Raw genomic sequence first — 18,860 nt, 5'->3', positions numbered from 1 at the left:
GCTCGTGGTCACGGCGTCTCCTTGTGGAACCGGGCGATCAGCTCGCAGACCCGGTCGACCTGGTCGTCCGTCAGATCGGGGTACAGTGGCAGGCCCACCGCGCGGCGGCTGGCCGCGACGGCGACCGGCACCGGGTGCCGGGCGCCCGCCAGCGCGGCGAGGGCGGGCTGTTCGGTGAGCGCGCGCGGGTAGTACACCTCGGTGCCCACGCCGTGCTCGGTCAGGTACTCCACCAGCGCGTCCCGGCGGTCGCTCTCGATCAGGTAGACGTAGAACACCGGGTTGCCGGGCTCGGCCGTCTCCGGGAACCACGGGGTGCGCACCGCGGGGGCCAGCGCGGCCAGCTGCCGGTCGTAGCGGGCCGCGATCTCGGCCCGCCGCTCGATCTCGGCACCGAGGGTCTCCAGCCTGGTCAGCAGTACCGCCGACTGGATCTCGTCCAGGCGGCTGTTGTAGCCCAGTTCGAGATACTCGTAGGAGCCGTCGACCTCCTGGCCGTGGCTGCGCAGCCGGCGGGCACGGGCGGCGACCTCGTCGTCGTCGGTGAGCACCATGCCCGCGTCGCCGAGCGAGCCCAGGGTCTTGGTGGGGAAGAACGAGAGCACCCCGCCCTTGCCCCACAGGCCGGCGTGCACGCCGCCCATCACCATGTCGATGCCCTCGGCGCTGTCCTCCAGCAGCAGCAGGCCGTGCTCGTCCGCGAGGTCGCGCAGCCGGCGCATGTCGGCCATCTGCGAGAACAGGTGGACCGGCATGATCGCCCGGGTGCGCTCGGTGATCGCGGCGCGGGCCGCCTCCGGGTCCATCGCGTACGAGCCCGGCAGGATGTCCACCAGCACCGGTTCGGCGCCGACGTGGAGCACCGAGGAGGCCGTCGCGAAGAAGGTGTACGCCGGGACGATGACCTCGTCGCCGGGGCCGATGCCGGCCGCCCGCAGCAGGATCACCAGGGCGTCGGTGCCGTTGCCCACGGCCACCGCGTGCCGGGCGCCGGTGCGTTCGGCGATCGCCTGCTCCAGCTCGCGTCCGAGCGGGCCGTAGGTGAAGCGGCCGCTGCGCGCCACGGTGCGCAGCCGCGCCTCCAGGCCGGCCCAGCCGGCCCGCAGCGAGGCGGCGCCGGTGAAGAACGGGATCTCCTCCCGGGGGCGCTCACCGGCAGGCCTCCTTCAGCTCGCCGACCAGCCGGGAGGCGGCCAGGATGCGGCCGGCGGGGGTGTCCGCGTCGCCGATGGCGCGCAGCAGCGCGCTGCCGACGATGACGCCCGCGGCCCGGCCGCGCAGCGCCCGCACGTGCTCGGGCCGGGAGATGCCGAAGCCGACGCAGACCGGCAGCGTGCCGGCCGCGTCCCCGACCCGCTCCAGGTAGGCGTCGATGCCCGGGTCGAGCTCCTCGCGGACACCGGTAACGCCGTTGGCGGCCAGCGAGTAGAGGAAGCCGCGGGAGCGTGCCGCGGTGTTGCGCAGCCGCTCCTCGCTGCTGCCCGGCGCGGAGAAGAACACCTGGGCCATGTCGTGGGTGCGGGCGGCGGCGAGCCACTCGTCGGCCTCGTGCGCGGGCAGGTCGGGGACGATGAAGCCGTCCGCGCCGGCCGCCTTGGCGTCGGCGTACAGCTGCTCCAGGCCGTAGCGCAGGAACGGGTTGCAGTACCCCATCAGCATGATGGGGGTCTGCACGCCGTTCTCCCGGGCACCGGCCACGATGTCCAGCACGGCGGCGGCGGTCGCGCCGCCGTCCAGGGCGGCCTGGGTGGTCGCCTGGATGACCGGGCCGTCGCCGAGCGGGTCGGAGAACGCCACCCCGAGCTCGATGATGTCGGCGCCGGCCGAGCTGACCGCCTCGATCAGCGGGCCGGTCTCGGCCAGGCTCGGGTAGCCGCCCGTCAGGTACGCCACGAGCGCGGTCTCGCCGCGCTCGGCGAGCCGGGCGAAGGTCTTCTCAAGCCGTTCCACCGCTGTGCTCCCTTCGCTGTCCGATGGCCGCGATGGCCGAGGTGAGGTCCTTGTCGCCGCGGCCCGAGAGGTTGACCAGGAGCTGGCTGCCGCGGGGGAAGGTGGGGGCCAGCCGCAGGGCCGCGGCGACCGCGTGCGAGGACTCCAGGGCGGGCACGATGCCCTCGGCCCGGGCCAGCAGCTGGAAGGCCGCCAGCGCCTCGTCGTCGGAGGCCGTCAGGTACTCGACCCGGCCGCTGTCCTTGAGGTGGCTGTGCTCGGGGCCGGCGCCCGGGTAGTCGAGGCCGGGCGCGATGCTGTGGGTGAGCAGGACCTGGCCGTCGTCGTCCTGCAGCAGGTACGTCCGCATGCCCTGCAGCACGCCGGGCTCGCCGTAGAGCAGCGGCGCCGCGTGGTGGCCGAGCCGGCCGCTGCCGTCCCCGGCGGCCTGGACGCCGACCAGCCGCACGTCGTTGTCGAGGAAGCCGCTGAAGACGCCGATCGAGTTGGAGCCGCCGCCGACGCAGGCGATCACCGCGTCCGGCAGCTGCCCGGCCACGGCCAGGAACTGCTCGCGCGCCTCGCGGCCGATCACCGACTGGAAGTCGCGGACGATGCTCGGGAAGGGGTGCGGACCGACCACCGAGCCGAGCAGGTAGTGGGTGTCGTCGGGGTGCGTGATCCAGTCGCGGATCGCCTCGTTGACGGCGTCCTTGAGGGTCGCGGTGCCCAGGTCGACCAGCCGGACCTCGGCGCCGAGCAGCTTCATCCGCTGGAGGTTGGGCTCCTGCCGGGCGGCGTCCACCCGGCCCATGTAGATGGTGGCGTCCAGGCCGAGGTACGCGCAGGCGGCGGCGACGGCGACGCCGTGCTGGCCCGCCCCGGTCTCGGCGATGATCCGGCGCTTGCCCAGGCGGTGGGCCAGCAGGGCCTGCCCGATGGCATTGTTGATCTTGTGGGCGCCGGTGTGCGTGAGGTCCTCGCGCTTGAGCCAGATGGTCACCCCGTGATCGGCGCCCAGCCGGCGCAGCCGGGTGAGCGGCGTGGGCCGCCCCACGAAGGTGGCCAGCAGGTTGTCCAGCTCCGCCTCGAAGGTCGGGTCCTGGCGGGCCGCCAGGTAGGTGTCCCACAGCTCCTCCAGCGGGCCGACCAGGGTCTCCGCGACGAACTGCCCACCGTAGTTGCCGAACCGGCCGCTCATGCCGTCCCCCGACCGTGACGCCCAGCAGGGCGGAGAGGGCCTGGGCGGTGTCGGCCGCGCCGAGCAGGTTCTCGCCGATCAGCGCGGCGTCGAAGCCGTGGCCGGCGACCCGCTCCAGGTCGGCCCGCCCGCCGATGCCGCTCTCGCTCACCGTCAGCACCCCCGCGGGGATGCCGGCCCGCAGCCGCGCGGAGTTCTCCAGATCCACCGAGAACGTCTGCAGGTCGCGATTGTTGATGCCGACGATGGTCGCGCCGGCCGCCAGGGCCCGCTCGATCTCCTGTGCGGTGAAGGTCTCCACGAGGGCGTCCAGGCCCAGCCCGGCCGCGGTCTGCAGCAGGTCCTTCAGCAGCGCGTCGTCGACCGCGCGGACGATCAGCAGCACGGCGTCGGCGCCGGTGCGGTGGGCGAGTTCGACCTGCCGCACGTCCACCAGGAAGTCCTTGTACAGCACCGGCACGGTGACCTGCGGGTCCGCCGCGATCTCGGCCACCAGCTCCGGCGACCCGCCGAAGTACGGGGTGTCGGCCAGCACCGAGACCGCGGACGCACCGGCCGCGGCGTAGGTGCGGGCCTGCCCGGCCGCACGCTCTGGGGCGAGCAGCTGCCCCTTGGACGGCGACTTGGGCTTGACCTCCGCGATCACCGACACCTCCGCGCCGCGCAGCGCGGCCGCGAAGGTGCCGGGCACGGCGGGTGCGGGGCGTGCGGCGCCCAGGGACGGGACACCGGTGATCCGGCTCCAGTCCTCGCGCTTGCGCGCGACGATCTCGTCGAGGTGCACGGGAACGGCTCTCCTTCGGTAGCGGTGGTGCGTCAGATCGGTGAGGGGGTGGCGGCCAGGCCGGCGAGCAGGTCCCGGGCGGCGCCGGAGGCGATCGCACCGCGGGCGAGGTCGAGCCCGGCCGGCAGGTCGGCGGCGAGGCCGGCCAGCTGCAGCACGGCGGCCGCGTTGAGCAGGCAGGTGTCCACCACCGGGGCCGGTGCGGTGCCGTCCAGGACGGCCCGGGCGGCGGCGGCGTTGGCGGCGGTGTCCCCGCCGCGCAGGTCCTCCGCCCCGGCCGGCCGCAGACCGAGGCCCGCCGGGTCGAAGTCGCTCTCGCTGATGAGACCCTCGTCCACGGTCAGCACCCGGTTGGCCCCGGAGGTGGTCAGCTCGTCCAGGCCGCCGTGGCCGTGCACGACCCACGTCCGCCGCAGGCCGAGCTCGGCCGCGGCCTCGGCCATCACGTCCTGGTCGCGGGGGTCGGCGGCGCCGATCAGCCGGCCGCTCAACCGGACGGGGTTGGCCAGCGGGCCGGCCAGGTTGAACAGCGTGCGGAACCCCAGCCGCCGCCGGACGGGCGTGAGCCGCCCGATCAGCGGGTGCACGGCCGGCGAGAACAGGAAGGCGAACCGGTGCTCCGCGAGCAGGGCCGGCACGCGCCCGACGGAGTCGATCGGCACGCCCAGCGCCTCCAGCACGTCGGCGCTGCCGCAGCGGCTGGTGGCGGCGCGGTTGCCGGCCTTGGCGACCGTCGCCCCGGCGGCCGCGGCGAGCAGGCCCGCCACGGTGGAGACGTTCACCGAGTCGCTGCCGTCGCCGCCGCTGCCGACCACGTCGACGGCCGGGCCGTCCCAGGCCACCGGGCGGGCCGCGGCCAGGATCACCCGGACGGTGGCGGCCAGTTCGGTCGAGGAGGGGCGCTTGGCGGACATCGCCGTCAGGAAGGCGGCCGCGTCGACCGGGTCGGTCGCCCCGTCCAGCAGCGTCGAGACGGCCTCGAAGGCGGTGTCCGCATCCAGCGCCCGGCCCAGGACCAGCTGCCGGGTCGAGGCGGTGAGCACCGCGGCGGGAGCCATCACAGCACCTCGACGTTGTCGGCCGGCGCCAGCTCGTTGCGGGTGTCCAGCACCAGCCGGGCCGCCGACCAGGCCGGGTCGCCGGCCAGCCGGCCGTGCGGGGTGATCAGCACCGCGCAGTCCGCGGCGGCGAGCGTCTCGCGGCTCCAGGCGGCCACCTTGACGGCGGTGCCGTCGACCTCCAGGTCGGGCACCATCGGGTCGAAGTAGGAGACCTCGGCGCCCAGTTCGCGCAGGCCGCGGATGACGTCCAGGGCCGGGGCGTTGCGCAGGTCGGCCACGCCGGGCTTGTAGCTCACGCCGACCAGCAGGACCTCGGCGCCCGCGGTGGCGACACCGCGGGCCGCCAGCAGGTCGGCCACCCGGGCGACGACCTGGCGCGGGCGCTCGGACACCCGCCGGTGGGCGGTGTCCACCAGCTCCAGGGCGACGCCCTCGCGCCGGGCGCGCTCGCTCAGGAACAGCGGGTCCACCGGGATGCACTCGCCGCCCACCCCGGGGCCGGGGTAGTGCGCCAGGAAGCCGAACGGCTTGGTGGCGGCCGCGTCGACGACCTCCCGCACGGGCAGGCCGAGCGATCGGCAGAGGTCCGAGAGCTCCAGCGACAGTGCGATGTTGACCAGCCGGAAGGTGTTCTCGTACACCTTCGACAGTTCGGCGACAGCGGGGTCGGAGACCGGGACGACGGTGCGGCAGATCTGCTCGAACAGCAGCTGCGCCCGCCGGGTGGACTCCGGGCCGACGCCGCCGACCAGCTTCGGCGTGTTCAGCAGCGTCCAGCCGTTGGTGTTGGCCGGGTCGACCCGCTCCGGGGCCATCGCCAGGAAGAGGTCCTCGCCCGGCCGAAGGCCGGTACGGTCCGCGATGGTGCGGGCGATGCCCGCGGTGGTGCCCGCGGGCACGGTGGACTGCAGGACGACCAGGCTGCCGGCCCGCAGGTACGGCAGCACGCTCGCCACCGCGGCGTCCACGAAGCTCAGGTCGGCGGTCTGCTCGGGGGTGACCGGCGTGGGGACGCAGATCACCACGGCGTCCGCGCCGCGCAGCGCGGCCGGGTCGGCCACGGCCGTCAACTTCTCGGCGACGTCCTGCAGTTCGATGTCGGTCAGGTCGGGCAGGTAGGACTCGGACCGGTTGACCGCCGCGACCTTGGCGGTGTCGAGGTCGACGCCCACCACGCCGAATCCGGCGGTGGCGAACCCGATCGCCAACGGGAGCCCGGTGTAGCCGAGTCCGACGATTCCCACCGTCAGGGTGCGGTCGGCGACCCGGGCGTCGAAGCCCTCGGCGGTGGTCTGGATCGGCTCGTGGGCCGTTGTCACGTCCGTCCTCGCGACGGTGAGAGCGTGACCGGACAAGCTCGTCATGTCTTCGTTCCCTCAGTCCTGCTAGCGGCTCGGTGTGCAGTGCCCTCAGTCGACCAGCTGGAGTTGACGGGCACCCAGACCACTCGGGCGCTCCCGGAACAGACCAGCCGGCCCGGTGCGGACGGCGCCGGAGGGGCCCGATTTGCGCGCGGATATGCCGGACTGGGCGAATGGTCCGGGAGCCGCGGGATTTGAAAATTTGCAAGCTGTGGCTATGTAATGTGGAGAGTTCGTGTGGCAGGCTGGCCACGGCTCTTGGGGAGGGGCGCGGTATGACATGGCACATCTCGATCGAGGTGGATCGTGAATCCAGCGAGTCGCTGACAAAGCAAATCCAGGAAGCCGTCAAATGTCGGATCGCCGAACGGATCCTGCATCCCGGCACCCGCCTCCCGTCCACCCGCCAACTCGCCAGTGACCTGGGCATATCGCGGAGCGTGGCGGTCGAGGCATACGAGCAGCTGACCGCCGAGGGATATCTCATATGCCTCCAGGGATCCGGGACGCGGGTCGCCGAACGGCCGTACGGTGAAACATCAACGAATTCCACGCCGCTGGTGGAGCGGGAGCCGGCGTTACCCGTCTCCTGGGACCTTCGCACCGGCCGTGCAAATGTGACCAATTTTCCGCGCATCGAGTGGCTGGCCTGTTATCGGACGGTCCTCGCGGCAGCCGGCCGCGACGAACTCGACTATCCGCCCGTCGCCGGTCTGGCGGCGCTGCGCGATGCGCTCGCCGGCTATCTCGGCCGGGTGCGCGGGGTACGCGGCAGCACCGACACGGTGATGGTGACGGCGGGCTTCGCCCAGGGGCTCTCCCTGCTCTGCGAGGCACTGCCCCGGCTCGGGGTCCGGACGCTGGCGATCGAGGACCCGGGCCACAGCGGCCAGCGCCGGTTCATCGACGACAGCGGCATGCACACCGTGCCCGTCCCGGTGGACGCCGACGGGATCGACGTCGAGTACCTCGCCTCGACCGGGGTCCGGGCCGTCCTGGTGACACCCGCCCACCAGTTCCCGACCGGCGTCACCATGTCCGCGCAGCGCCGCCGCGACCTCGTCCGCTGGGCCGAGGAGGTGGACGGGCTCATCATCGAGGACGACTACGACGGCGAGTTCTGGTTCGACCGCCACAGCCGCCCCTCCGCGCTCCAGTCCATGGCACCCGACCACGTGGTCTACGCCGGCACCGCCAGCAAGGCCCTGGTGCCGGGGCTGCGGCTCGGCTGGATGGTCATCCCGCCGCACCTCGCCGCGATGATCGGCCGGATCAGATCCCGGCACGACCTCGGCTCCGACGGCATCACCCAGCGGGCCTTCGCCGAACTCATCACCAGCGGCATGCTGGACCGCCACCTGCGCCGCGTCCGCTCCCGCTACCGCTCGCGCCGGGAGGCCTTCACCCAGGCCGTGGACCTGCACCTGCCGTTCGCCCGGGTCGCCGGATCCTCGGCCGGGCTGCACGCCTACCTCGAACTCCCCCGGACATCGACGAGTCGGTGCTGGTGGAGGCCGCCCTGGCACGGTCCGTCCTGGTGCACGGCGGCCGGCGCCACCGGTTCGGCCCGGGCGAGCACCCGGCCGCCCTCGTGATCGGCTACTCGACCCTGCCGCTCGCCGGCATCGCCGAGTCGATGTACGCCATCCGCGACGCCGTCGACGAGCAGCGCGCCGGCCGCCGCCGCCCGCCCGCCGCCCCCGTGCACCGCAGGGTGGCCCGGCCCGCCCCGGCCGGGCGCTGCTGACCGCCCCGCCCACGCGCGAGGGCCGCCGCCCGGACACCCGGACGACGGCCCTCGCGGTGCACCACCGACGGTGCCGGCTCAGCCCGTCGGGGCGAGCCGCGCCCGCCGGACGAACTCCTCGATCAGCTCGGGGCTCTTGACGCCGCGCCGCACCTCGACCCCGCTGGAGACGTCCACCCCCCACGGGCGGGCCGCGGCGACGGCCTCCGCCACGTTGCCCGGGCCGAGCCCGCCCGCGAGCATCCACGATCCGCTCGGCCGGTTCGCGCCCAGGTCCGACCAGTTCCACGGCTCACCGGAGCCCGGGCTCGGCGAATCCAGGATCATCAGGTCCTCACCGAAGTCCCCGACCGACGCGCCGGCCGCCAGCGCCGCCGTGGTGGCCCGCACCAGGGTCAGCCCCAGATCCGCCAACTCGGCGAAGGCGGAAGCCGGGTGGCCGCCGTGCAGCTGCACCGCGCCGACCCCGGCCGCCAGCGCCGCCCGGCGCACCTCGGCCGACGGCTCCTCCCGGAACACCGCCACCGTGAGCACCCCGTCGGGCACCTCCTCGACCAGGCCGCGCACCACCTCGGGGAGACCCGGCGCGGGCTCTCGGTGAGCACGAAGCCCACCGCGTCCGCCCCGGCCCCGACGGCTGCGGCGACGTCCCGCGCGGTGCTCAGACCGCAGATCTTGACGAACACGTTGCTGGTGTCTCCCCACTGACGGGCCCCGCCGGGCGCGCACCGCACCCGGCAGGGCAATTGGTTCGGTGAACCGGACCGGAAGTGGCCCGGCTCAACGGCCGACGGAGTGCCCTACGTTCTTCCGTATGCCGATTGACGCAAACACGCTACGCGGGAGCCTGTGCGCCGCCGCCGCCATGGTGGCCGTCGGGAGCTCCGCCGCGGTCAGCCCGGTCCTCACCGGCTATCCGCTGCTGTCCGGCCAGGCCTGGCGCTACCTGGTGGCCGGCCTGATCCTCCTGCTGGCCCACCGGGCCGGTGCACCGGCCGCCCGGCCGACACCCGCCCAGTGGACCAGAATCCTGCTCCTCGCCGCCACCGGGATGGCCGGCTTCAACGTCTGCCTGCTCAAGGCCGTCCAGCACGCTGACCCGTCCACGGTCGGAGCGGTGGTCGGCGCGGCGCCCGTGGTGCTCGCCCTGGCCGGCCCGCTCGGCGCAGCCCGCCGGCCCTCCACCCGGGTCGCGGTCTGCGCCCTGGTCACCACGGCCGGCGTCTGCGTCATCCAGACCTTCGGCGCCGGCTCGGCCACCGGCCTGCTGTACGCGCTCGGCGCACTGGCCTGCGAATGCTGCTTCTCCCTGCTCGCCGTCGGCCTGCTGCCCGCGCTCGGTCCGCGCCGGCTGTCCGGGCTGGCCTGCCTCGCCGCGGCGCCGCTGCTCGGCCTGGCCGCCGCGCTGACCGAGGGGCGGCCGCGCTGCGCCTGCCCACCCGCACCGAGGGCCTGGCCCTGGTGTACCTGACGCTGGTGGTCACCGCCCTCGCCTTCTTCCTCTGGTACCGGGGCATCGGCCTGCTCGGCGTCGACCGGGCGGGGCTGTTCGCCGGGATCGTCCCGCTCACCGCCGTCCTCCTCGGGCCGGTGCTCGGCACCGGCCGACTGGCGCCGAGCGCCCTGCTCGGCGCCGCCATGGTCGGTGCGGCGGTGCTCTACGGGGTCGGATCGGGGCCGGCCGCCCGGGCCGAGGGCTGACCCGCCCGGGCCGTGTTCACCCGGCGGGCACCAGGGCCGGCGCTGCCTCCGCGGCCGGATTCGGCGCGCCGGCCCGCCGGACGACCCGCGAGGCGTAGAAGACGACCGCCCCCAGCACCAGGCCGACCACCGCGATCAGCAGCGCCGGTCGCGGCCCCAGCCATCCCGCGAGCTGCCCGCCGGCGAAGCCGCCGACCGGGATCACCGCGAACGCCGCGAACCGGAAGGTGGCGCTCACCCGGCCGGTCAGCTCGGTCGGCACCAGGGCCTGCCGCAGCGCCACCGAGTGCACGTTGAAGACCGTCATGCCGAACCCGTTCAGGACGTAGCCCGCGGTCAGCACGGCCACCGCCACCGGCGTCGGCCCGCCCGCGGCCGGGAGCAGCAGGAGCGCCGCGCAGGCCAGCAGCATCCCGGCCGCCATCGCCCGGCCGGTGCCCACCTGGGTGCCGAACCGGCGGGCCACCAGCGAGCCGCCGAACGCGCCGATGCTGCCGGCCGCGATCACCAGCCCCAGCCCGGCCGCACCGAGGTGCAGCGAACGGACGCCGAAGATCGGCACCACCACCAGCACCACGTCCCACAGCAGGTTGAACCAGGCCGACTCGACCATCACCACGCGCAGCACGGGGTGCGCCATGGTGACCCGGAACCCCTCGGCGATCTCCGCCCGGACACTGCGCCGGGGCCCGTCGTGCACGGGCTCCGGCGTGCGGATGGCCAGCAGCGACACCACCGACAGCAGATAGCCGGCCGAGTTGACCACGACGGCGACCGGCGCCGTCAGCAGCTGGATCAGCACACCGCTGAGCCCCTGCCCGGCGGTCTGCGCCACCGACTGGCTGGACTGCAGCTTGCTGTTGCCCTCCACCAGCAGCCGCCGCTCGATCAGGGTCGGCAGGAAGGCCTGGTACGCGACGTCGAACTGGGCGGTGAACAGCCCGGTGGCGAAGGCGACCGCGTACAGCAGGCCCATCGACAGGTGCCCGGCCCAGGCGAACGCCGGGACGAGGGCCAGCACCAGCGCCCGTCCCACGTTCGCGGTGATCAGCAGCGGCCGGCGGCGCACCCGGTCCGCCAGCACACCGGCGAGCAGGGTGACGCAGGCGACCGGCAGGTACTCCATCGCGTTCAGCAGGCCGAGCTGGCCGGGTGCGGCGTCCAGCACCTGCATGGCGGTCAGCGGCAGCGCGAGCAGGGTGACCTGCGCGCCGAACAGCGCCACCGTCTGGCCCGCCCACAGCCGCAGGAAGTCCGCATGCCGCCAGAGCGTCCCGCCGGCGGCCGGCCGGAGCTCAGACACCGGTCGCCTCCGCGGGTGACCAGTCGATCTCGTACAGCTTCACAGCGGTCTCGATCGCGCTCTGCACCTGCGCCGAGGTGCCGGCCCGGAAGCGGAAGGCGCCGGCCGTGTGCACCGCCCCGCCGTTGCCGTCCAGCACGGTCCCGGCCGGCGGCAGCGCCTCGGCGTAGATCTCCGGGACGGCCCCGCCGAGCGGGGCCACCCGGTGCACCACGGCGGGCCGCACCGGCGGCTCGGGCATCATCAGGTACCCGGCGACCTCGCCGCCGACGTCGGCCCGCGGGTACTCCCGTTCCACGCCGAGCTGGACGTGCACCGAGGCCTCGATGAGGTCCAGGCCGTACACCTCCTCCCAGACGAACCGGACCTGGCCGCCGCCCGCCCGGGCGCCGATCTCCAGGAAGACCAGTTCGTCGGTGCCGGCCGTCCGGAAGATCTCCAGGTGGAAGACCTCGTCGGTGAGCTGCAGCGCGGCCAGCACGCCCTCGGTGAACTCCACCACCCGGGCCTCGAAGGCCGGGTCGTCGTTGGCCACCGAACCGAACGGCGAGCCGACCGCGAAGTCCAGGCACGAGCCCAGGCAGCGCCAGCTGCGCACCGTCCGCAGCACCCCGCCGCTGACCACGCCGTCCACCTGGTACAGCGTCCCGTCGACGAACTCCTCGCACTGCTGGTCCGTCAGGGTGCCGTCGTCCGCCGCCTCCCGGGCCAGCACCGCGTCGAGCGCCGCCGCGTCCGCCGGGATGTGCACGCCCTGGCTGTCGGCGCCCGCCCGCGGCTTGAGCACGAACGGGAAGCCGTGCTCGGTGGCGAAGGCGCGGACCTCGTCGGCGGACGCGACCGCGCGGTTCGCCGGGACGCGCAGGCCGGCGGCGGCCACCGCCGCCTTCATGACGACCTTGTCGCGCACCAGCCGGACTTCCGCGCTGCCCTTGCCGGGCACGCCGAGCGCCTCGCGCAGCTCCGCGCCGAGCTCCAGATCGAACTCGGACAGCGCCAGCACATGGGTGAACGGCCCGTGCGCGGCGACGAGTTCGGCGGCCGCCGCGATCACCTCGGCCCGGTCGGCCAGGTCGGCCACCTCCCGGATCTCCTCGGCCAGCGCCGCGTCCAGCGGGCCGCGCCCGGCCGCGGTGGTCAGGTAGCTCACCCGGTCGACCCGGTGGTCCAGGTAGCGGTGGTACTCGGCGAACCGGTTGTTCCAGCGGTTGAGGATCAGGACGTGCCGTCCCATGGGGGCTCCGTTCGGGGTGCGGTGGTCGTGGCGGGGGAGGACGGCGGCGTGAAGCGCACGCCGCGCTCGGCGGCGTCCAGGGCCGCCGCGGTCTCGTCGCGGCCGGGCCCCGCGGCGATGGCGTAGCCGAGCCGGCTCGACGAGCTGCCCCGCGGCGGGATCGGCGCACCGGGCTCGATCAGCACGCCGATCTCGCGGATCCGCGCGTCCGCCCGCAGGACCGGGTCGACCACCATCGCGCGGTAGCGGTCGAGGTCGGGACGGAGCAGGAAGCGGATCCCGGCATGCCCGGTACCGCCCGCCGGCGGCCGCGGCGCCGCCGGCAGGCCGAGGTGGCAGCGCAGCGTGATCTCGTACAGGTCGATGCCGTGGGCCAGCCGCAGCAGGTCGGGGATGCGGTCCCCGGGGAGCCGGGCGGCCACCTCCATCAGCAGCGGGCCGCGCGCGGAGAGCCTCAGCTCGGCGTGGAAGGGCCCGAGTTCGAGGCCGAGGGCGGTCACGGTGCGCCGGGTGTACTCCTCGACGCCGGCGGCGACGGACGGCTCCAGCCGGGCCGGCACCAGGTGTCCGACCTCGACGAACCACGGCTCCGGCCCGAGCTGCTTCTCGGTGATGCCGAGCACCGTCACCCGGCCGTCCTCGACGTACCCCTCGACGCTGAACTCCGGTCCGGCGACGTACTCCTCGACCAGCACCAGCGGCAGGCCGGCCCGGTCCAGGTACCCGGCGCCGTAGCCGCGGATCCGGCGGAACGCCGCGAGCGCCTCGGCGGCCGTGGCGGCCTTGCAGACGTGCAGACTGCCCGACTGGTCGACCGGCTTCACCACGCACGGCAGGCCCACGGCCGCGACGGCGGAGGCGAGTTGCTCCTCCTCGGCGACCAGGACGTGGCCCGGCTGGTCGATGCCGTGCGCCCGCAGCACCTCGCGCATCACGTGCTTGTGCCGCAGCGCCACCGCCGTACGGGCCGTCAGCCCCGGCAGGCCGAGCTCGGCGGCGGCCGCGGCGGCCAGCGGCACGTAGTGCTCGAACCCGGGCACGACGGCCGCCAGCGGCGCGCGGGCGTGCAGGCCGCGCAGCAGGGCGAGGGTCGCCGCGTCGTCGTTGGTGTCCACCGTCTCGACCAGGGCCGCGTGGGCGAGGTGGGCGTCCGGCACCCGCCGCTCACCGTGTCCGGCGGTCACCACCACCACCTCGTGGCCGAGTTCGGCCCCCGGTCGATCAGCCGGTGGCCCGCCGAGCGCGGCTCGACGATCGCGATCCTCACCATGTCGCCAGCTCCTCCAGCTCGGTGGGGACGGCCCGGGCCTGCGCCTCTTCGAGCAGTTCGATGGTGCGGTGGTGCAGCAGCAGGTCGGCCGGCGGCAGCGGCCCTCACCCGTGAGGTGGGCGTACGCGCTCTCGATGAAGGCGGTCAGCGGCGCGTCCTCGATCACCGCGCGGCCGGGCCGCCCGGCGATCCGGATCTGCCCGAACGCGTCGTCCGTGCTGACCGGGAAGTCGGCCAGGATCTCGCCCCGGGTGCCGGTCAGCCGCAGGTGGCGGCGGCGCGAGGGCGAGGTGAGGTCGCTCAGCAGCGTGCTGACCATCCCGCCGACGTGTTCCAGCCGCAGCAGGGCGCCGCCCATGGCGGGCACCGAGCGGTCGGGCAGCGGCATCGACCAGGTCGGCGAGGAGAGGATCCGGGCCGCGTCGCCCGCCAGGTGGAGGGCGAGCAGGACCTGGTGCGGGAGTTCCACCTGGAAGGCCGTGCGGTGCGAGTCGGACGAGCCGGTGCGCCCGAAGCGGGGCTTGCTCTGCTCCATGTACAGCGCGACCGGCTCGCCGACCTCGCCGTCCGCGACGATCTGCCGCAGCCGCTCGGTCACCTTGCTGTTGGGCCAGACGCTGACCGGCAGGATGGTGGCCTCGCCGGCCAGCTCGCAGAGCTTGCGGCTCTCCGCCGAGGTCGGCGCGATCGGCTTCTCCAGGATGATCCGGCGCGCGCCGAGCGCCACCAGCTCCTCGACGCAGCCCAGGTGGTCGCGGGGCGGGGTCGCGACGTGGAAGATCGTCTCCTCGACCGGGCCGGCCTCGGCGGCGGCGCGCAGCGAGGGCAGCAGCCGGGTGCCGGGAGGCGCTTCGGTCAGGGCCGGGTCGACCACGAGGACCTCGAAGTCGGCCCCGTGGAGGGACCGCAGCGCCTGGTGGTGCAGATCCCGGCCTGCGTGGCCGTATCCGACGATCACCGAGGGCGGACGTTCCCGTCCGTCCTCGGTGCTGGTGCGCAACCCGGTCACAGCGTCCCCCGCCTCGGCACTCCCCGAGTCCGCGCACCGATGCGGCGGACTTCGAACGGATATGCCACCAGTCTGCGAAGGTGTCAGGTCCGGCTCCAGACCACTAGCGGGGGAACCGCCCGGTCCACTTGTCCCCGGGGGCCGGCCGGTCAGCCGCCGTAGCGCTCCCAGAGGCGGGGATACTGCTTGGCCATGATGTCCGGGTCCTCGAAGTCGAAGGGGGCGCCCTCCGGTCCGTCCGGCTGCTCCAGGCCCAGCTCGGGCAGCGGCAGGCCGGTCAGCTGCTCGTGCGCCTCGTCGGCGGCGTAGCCGAGGTCCTCCGCGTCGCCGTCCTCGTCCTCGTCGAAGTCGGGCACCAGGTCGGCCAGTTCGTCGGGGTGGTGCACCGCGCCCTCGTACACCTCACGGCCCTGGCCGATCAGCCAGCACCGGAAGAAGTCGAAGTCCTCCTCGGAGGCGCCGCCGAGCAGCAGGTGCGCGGCGCCCCAGAGGTCGACGGTGAAGGCGCGCTGGAAGCGCGCCTCGAAGAGCCGGGCGAAGTCCACGACGTCGTCCGGGGTGAGCTGCGCCAGCCGGTCCACCAGCGCGTCCGCCTGCTCGTCCGGATCCCCGTCGGCGGCCTCGCGGGTCGCGTCGATCAGCTGCCAGAAGTCCGTCTCGTACATCACTGCTCCAGCATCCTCGCTCGCCCCGGCGATCGCATGCGACACACGGGTTCGAAGGCGCGGACCCTGTCACGGGCGCCCCGCCCGGGGCACGGGCGCGGCGCTGCGGGGAAACGGCGGGCCCCCGCCCCGGAAACCCGGGACGGGGGCCGATCTGCCGTGGGGACTCACAGACCGAGCTCGACCTCGAACTCGCCGGCCTCGAGGATCTCCTTGACGGCCACCAGGTAGCGGGCGGCGTCGGCGCCGTCCACCAGGCGGTGGTCGTAGGAGAGCGACAGGTAGGTCATGTCGCGGATGCCGATGGCGGTGCCGCCGTCGGCCTCGATGACGACCGGGCGCTTCACGGTGGCGCCGATGCCCAGGATGGCGACCTGGTTCGGCGGCACGATGACGGTGTCGAACAGCGCACCGCGCGAGCCGGTGTTGCTGATGGTGAAGGTCGCACCGGACAGCTCGTCCGGGGTGATCTTGTTGCCGCGGACCTTGCCGGCCAGCTCCGCGGTCTTCTTGGAGACACCGGCGATGTTGAGGTCGCCCGCACCCTTGATGACCGGGGTCATCAGACCCTTCTCGGAGTCCACCGCGATACCGATGTTCTCGGTGTCGAAGTAGGTGATGGTGCCCTCGGCCTCGTTGATCCGGGCGTTGATGACCGGGTGGGCCTTCAGCGCCTGGGCGGCGGCCTTCACGAAGAACGGCATCGGGGACAGCTTCACGCCCTCGCGGGCGAGGAAGGAGTCCTTGGCCTTGCCGCGCAGCGCCATGATCTTGGTGACGTCCACCTCGACCACGCTGGTCAGCTGGGCCTGCTCGTGCAGGGCCTTCAGCATGTTGTCGCCGATGACCTTGCGCATGCGGCTCATCTTGACCGTCTGGCCGCGCAGCGGGGACGGGGCGGCGGCGGCCTTGGGCGCGGCGGCCGGGGCGGCGGCGGGCGCCGGCGCGGCCTTGGCGGCCTCGGCGGCGGCCAGCACGTCCTGCTTGCGGATGCGACCGCCGACACCGCTGCCGGTGACGGAGGCCAGCGCGACGCCGTGCTCGGCGGCGAGCTTGCGCACCAGCGGGGTGACGTAGGCGTCACCGCTGTCGGCCGCGGCGGCCGGGGCGGCGGGGGCGGCCGGAGCCACCGGGGCCGGCGCGGCCACGGGGGCCGGAGCGGCGACCGGGGCGGGGGCGGCTGCCACCGGAGCGGGCGCGGCCGGGGCGGCCGGAGCAGCCGGGGCGGCGGGAGCCACCGGGGCCGGGGCGGCGGCCACGGGGGCCGGCGCGGCCGGAGCAGCGGGGGCGGCCGGAGCGGCCGGGGCGGCGGCGACGGCACCGGCGGCACCGATCAGCGCCAGCTGGGCACCGACCTCGGCCGTCTCGTCCTCGCCGACCAGGATCTTCACCAGGGTGCCGGCGACCGGCGACGGGATCTCGGTGTCGACCTTGTCGGTGGAGACCTCGAGCAGCGGCTCGTCGACCTCGACGGTGTCGCCCTCGGCCTTCAGCCAGCGGGTGACGGTGCCCTCGGTGACGGACTCGCCGAGCGCGGGGAGCAGCACCGGGGTGGCGTCGGCCGCCGGGGCGGCGGCAGCGGGAGCCGGAGCGGCGGGGGCGGCCGGGGCCGCGGCGGGGGCCTCGGCCACCGGGGCCGGGGCGGCGGCGGGAGCGGCCTCGGCGGCCGGGGCCGGCGCGGCAGCCGGGGCGCCGGAGCCGTCGTCGATGATGGCCAGCTCGGCGCCGACCTCCACCGTCTCGTCCTCGCCGACCTTGATCGAGGCCAGGATGCCGGACGCGGGCGCCGGGATCTCGGTGTCGACCTTGTCGGTGGACACCTCGAGCAGGGGCTCGTCGACCTCCACGCGCTCACCCTCGGCCTTCAGCCAGCGGGTGACGGTGCCCTCGGTCACGCTCTCGCCCAGTGCGGGCAGTGTTACTGAGACCGCCATGGTTCCAGCGACTCCTATCAAGTCTTGCGTACAGGAATGGGTGAACTAAGGGGGTGCCGCGGATCAGTCGTGCGCGTGCAGCGGCTTCCCGGCCAGCGCCAGGTGCGCCTCGCCGAGGGCCTCGGACTGGCTGGGGTGCGCGTGGATGAGCTGCGCGACCTCGGAGGGCAGGGCCTCCCAGTTGTAGATCAGCTGGGCCTCGCCGACCTGCTCGCCCATCCGGGCGCCGACCATGTGGACACCCACCACGGCGCCGTCCTTGACCTGGACGAGCTTGATCTCGCCGGCGGTCTTCAGGATCTTGCTCTTGCCGTTGCCGGCCAGGTTGTACTTCAGGGTGACGATCTTGTCCTTGCCGTACTGCTCGACGGCCTTGGCCTCGGACAGGCCCACCGAGGCGACCTCGGGGTTGGAGTACGTCACCCGCGGGATGCCGTCGTAGTCGATCGGCACGGTCTTGAGACCCGCCAGGCGCTCGGCGACGAGCATGCCCTCGGCGAAGCCGACGTGGGCGAGCTGCAGGGTCGGGACGAGGTCGCCGACGGCCGAGATCGTGGGCACGTTGGTGCGCAGGTACTCGTCGACCAGGACGTAGCCGCGGTCCATCGCGACGCCCTGCTCCTCGTAGCCCAGGCCGGCCGAGACCGGGCCGCGGCCGATGGCGACGAGCAGCAGGTCGGCGTCGATCTGCTTGCCGTTCTCGGTCGAGACGCGGACGCCGTTCTCGGTGTACTCGACACCGGAGAAGCGGGCCTTCAGCTCGAACTTGATGCCGCGCTTGCGGAACGCGCGCTCCAGCAGCTTGGAGGAGTTGTCGTCCTCCAGCGGCACGAGGTGCGGCAGGGCCTCGACGATGGTGACGTCGACGCCGAAGGACTTCCAGACCGACGCGAACTCGACGCCGATGACGCCGCCGCCGAGGATGACCGCCGACTTCGGGATGGAGTCGAGCTTGAGGGCGTGGTCCGAGGAGATGATCCGGTCGCCGTCGATGGTGAGGCCCGGGATCGACTTCGGGACGGAGCCGGTGGCGAGGACGATGTGGCGGCCCTCGACGCGCTGGCCGTTCACGTCCACCGAGGTCTGCGAGGACAGCCGGCCCTCACCCTGGATGAAGGTGACCTTGCGGGAGGCGACCAGGCCCTGCAGGCCCTTGTACAGGCCGCTGACCACGTCGTCCTTGTACTTGTGGACGCCCTTGATGTCGATGCCCTGGAAGGTCGCGAGCACGCCGAACTCGGCGGCCTCGCGGGTCTCGTCCGCGACCTCGGCCGCGTGCAGCAGGGCCTTGGTCGGGATGCAGCCGCGGTGCAGGCAGGTCCCGCCGAGTTCGCCCTTCTCGATCAGTGCGACGCTCAGGCCCAGCTGGGCGGCGCGGAGCGCCGCGGCGTAACCGCCGCTTCCGCCTCCGAGAATGACTACGTCGAAAACGGTGCTGGCGTCGTTCGCCACGTCACGTCCTCCATGCAAAGGTGTGCGGTTCGCCGGGCCGGTCGCGGTCCGGTGGTGCGGGAAGCCTTTGTAAGGCGCCCAGTCGTGCCGGAAATACATCTTTGCACTTGTTCGAGGCGACTGGTGTCCGGGGCCGCTCCGGCGGGCGGGCCACGCCGCTCACGCGGTGCTCGAATGCCCCGTACGGGTGGGTATCACCGCAGCTCACA

16 protein-coding genes and 1 pseudogene are annotated in these 18,860 nt (G+C 74.0%); 4 read left to right on the top strand and 13 right to left on the bottom strand.

What is annotated here, in order from left to right; translation table 11 throughout:
- Nucleotides 1–8: 8 nt before the first annotated feature.
- The 6 genes and pseudogenes from ABEB13_RS13235 to ABEB13_RS13210 form a co-directional block, all read right to left on the bottom strand.
- Nucleotides 9–1,085, bottom strand: coding sequence for a DegT/DnrJ/EryC1/StrS family aminotransferase (locus ABEB13_RS13235; protein ID WP_425559963.1), 1,077 nt, complete (start codon nt 1,083–1,085; stop codon nt 9–11).
- 64 nt (nt 1,086–1,149) lie between these two features.
- Complete coding sequence (gene trpA, locus ABEB13_RS13230) at nt 1,150–1,950, bottom strand: tryptophan synthase subunit alpha (protein ID WP_345705667.1); 801 nt, start codon at nt 1,948–1,950, stop codon at nt 1,150–1,152.
- Nucleotides 1,937–3,130 carry a tryptophan synthase subunit beta gene (gene trpB, locus ABEB13_RS13225; RefSeq protein WP_345705666.1) on the bottom strand — a complete coding sequence of 398 codons (1,194 nt, stop codon included), beginning with the start codon at nt 3,128–3,130 and terminating at the stop codon, nt 1,937–1,939. Before trpB ends, trpA begins: the two co-directional genes overlap by 14 nt.
- Nucleotides 3,131–3,215: 85 nt before the next feature.
- A pseudogene (locus ABEB13_RS40525) lies at nt 3,216–3,914 on the bottom strand (indole-3-glycerol phosphate synthase TrpC); the annotation flags it as partial.
- 32 nt (nt 3,915–3,946) lie between these two features.
- Nucleotides 3,947–4,972 (bottom strand): anthranilate phosphoribosyltransferase, encoded by a 1,026-nt coding sequence (gene trpD, locus ABEB13_RS13215; protein WP_345705664.1) that lies wholly within the window; start codon nt 4,970–4,972, stop codon nt 3,947–3,949.
- A complete protein-coding gene (locus ABEB13_RS13210) occupies nt 4,972–6,294 on the bottom strand; it encodes a nucleotide sugar dehydrogenase (RefSeq protein WP_345705663.1) in 1,323 nt (440 codons plus the stop codon). The genes trpD and ABEB13_RS13210 overlap by 1 nt, the downstream gene beginning before the upstream one ends.
- A gap of 215 nt (nt 6,295–6,509) precedes the next feature.
- On the opposite strand from ABEB13_RS13210, the gene pdxR reads away from it, so the two are divergent.
- Both pdxR and ABEB13_RS13195 read left to right on the top strand, forming a co-directional pair.
- The gene (pdxR, locus tag ABEB13_RS13200) at nt 6,510–7,931 is read left to right on the top strand and encodes a MocR-like pyridoxine biosynthesis transcription factor PdxR (protein WP_486335363.1); all 1,422 of its coding nucleotides are present in this window, start codon (nt 6,510–6,512) and stop codon (nt 7,929–7,931) included.
- Entirely contained in the window at nt 7,928–8,083 is a 156-nt protein-coding gene (locus ABEB13_RS13195) for a hypothetical protein (protein WP_345705662.1), read from the top strand. Before pdxR ends, ABEB13_RS13195 begins: the two co-directional genes overlap by 4 nt.
- A gap of 78 nt (nt 8,084–8,161) precedes the next feature.
- Here the strand turns inward: ABEB13_RS13195 and ABEB13_RS13190 are convergent, their stop codons facing one another.
- Nucleotides 8,162–8,650, bottom strand: a complete 489-nt coding sequence (locus tag ABEB13_RS13190; protein ID WP_345705661.1) for a phosphoribosylanthranilate isomerase — start codon at nt 8,648–8,650, stop codon at nt 8,162–8,164.
- Nucleotides 8,651–8,897: 247 nt separating this feature from the next.
- Between ABEB13_RS13190 and ABEB13_RS13185 the strand changes: the two genes are divergently transcribed.
- Together ABEB13_RS13185 and ABEB13_RS13180 are read left to right on the top strand one after the other, a co-directional pair.
- Nucleotides 8,898–9,554 (top strand): DMT family transporter, encoded by a 657-nt coding sequence (locus tag ABEB13_RS13185; protein WP_345705660.1) that lies wholly within the window; start codon nt 8,898–8,900, stop codon nt 9,552–9,554.
- Nucleotides 9,545–9,784, top strand: coding sequence for an EamA/DMT transporter family protein (locus ABEB13_RS13180; protein ID WP_345705659.1), 240 nt, complete (start codon nt 9,545–9,547; stop codon nt 9,782–9,784). The genes ABEB13_RS13185 and ABEB13_RS13180 overlap by 10 nt, the downstream gene beginning before the upstream one ends.
- 16 nt (nt 9,785–9,800) lie before the next feature.
- Here ABEB13_RS13180 and ABEB13_RS13175 read toward each other — a convergent pair whose 3' ends face one another.
- From ABEB13_RS13175 to lpdA, 6 genes are all read right to left on the bottom strand, one after another.
- Complete coding sequence (locus tag ABEB13_RS13175) at nt 9,801–11,087, bottom strand: MFS transporter (protein WP_345705658.1); 1,287 nt, start codon at nt 11,085–11,087, stop codon at nt 9,801–9,803.
- Entirely contained in the window at nt 11,080–12,321 is a 1,242-nt protein-coding gene (locus ABEB13_RS13170) for an ATP-grasp domain-containing protein (RefSeq protein ID WP_345705657.1), read from the bottom strand. The genes ABEB13_RS13175 and ABEB13_RS13170 overlap by 8 nt, the downstream gene beginning before the upstream one ends.
- Entirely contained in the window at nt 12,303–14,600 is a 2,298-nt protein-coding gene (locus tag ABEB13_RS13165; protein ID WP_345705656.1) for an ATP-grasp domain-containing protein, read from the bottom strand. Before ABEB13_RS13165 ends, ABEB13_RS13170 begins: the two co-directional genes overlap by 19 nt.
- A gap of 149 nt (nt 14,601–14,749) precedes the next feature.
- Entirely contained in the window at nt 14,750–15,265 is a 516-nt protein-coding gene (locus ABEB13_RS13160; RefSeq protein WP_345709652.1) for a DUF4240 domain-containing protein, read from the bottom strand.
- Between the two features lie 167 nt (nt 15,266–15,432).
- Nucleotides 15,433–17,199: a 2-oxoglutarate dehydrogenase, E2 component, dihydrolipoamide succinyltransferase gene (sucB, locus tag ABEB13_RS13155; protein WP_345705655.1), complete on the bottom strand. Its 1,767-nt coding sequence runs from the start codon at nt 17,197–17,199 to the stop codon at nt 15,433–15,435.
- A 63-nt stretch (nt 17,200–17,262) separates the two neighbouring features.
- Complete coding sequence (gene lpdA / locus ABEB13_RS13150; protein ID WP_345705654.1) at nt 17,263–18,651, bottom strand: dihydrolipoyl dehydrogenase; 1,389 nt, start codon at nt 18,649–18,651, stop codon at nt 17,263–17,265.
- Between the last annotated feature and the right edge of the window lie 209 nt (nt 18,652–18,860).

This window comes from Kitasatospora paranensis, from assembly GCF_039544005.1.
In the GTDB taxonomy this organism is placed as follows: Bacteria; Actinomycetota; Actinomycetes; order Streptomycetales; family Streptomycetaceae; genus Kitasatospora; species Kitasatospora paranensis.
The sequence above is the reverse complement of the archived record's forward strand: the minus strand, read 5'-3'. Positions and strand labels throughout refer to the sequence as shown.

What these genes read in the sequence shown, in the direction of transcription:
- trpB (WP_345705666.1), bottom strand. Translation starts at nt 3,130, where the DNA reads ATGAGCGGCCGGTTCGGCAACTACGGTGGGCAGTTCGTCGCGGAGACC.
- trpD (WP_345705664.1), bottom strand. Translation starts at nt 4,972, where the DNA reads ATGGCTCCCGCCGCGGTGCTCACCGCCTCGACCCGGCAGCTGGTCCTG.
- pdxR (WP_486335363.1), top strand. Translation starts at nt 6,510, where the DNA reads ATGGTCCGGGAGCCGCGGGATTTGAAAATTTGCAAGCTGTGGCTATGT.
- ABEB13_RS13185 (WP_345705660.1), top strand. Translation starts at nt 8,898, where the DNA reads ATGCCGATTGACGCAAACACGCTACGCGGGAGCCTGTGCGCCGCCGCC.
- ABEB13_RS13170 (WP_345705657.1), bottom strand. Translation starts at nt 12,321, where the DNA reads ATGGGACGGCACGTCCTGATCCTCAACCGCTGGAACAACCGGTTCGCC.
- ABEB13_RS13160 (WP_345709652.1), bottom strand. Translation starts at nt 15,265, where the DNA reads ATGTACGAGACGGACTTCTGGCAGCTGATCGACGCGACCCGCGAGGCC.
- sucB (WP_345705655.1), bottom strand. Translation starts at nt 17,199, where the DNA reads ATGGCGGTCTCAGTAACACTGCCCGCACTGGGCGAGAGCGTGACCGAG.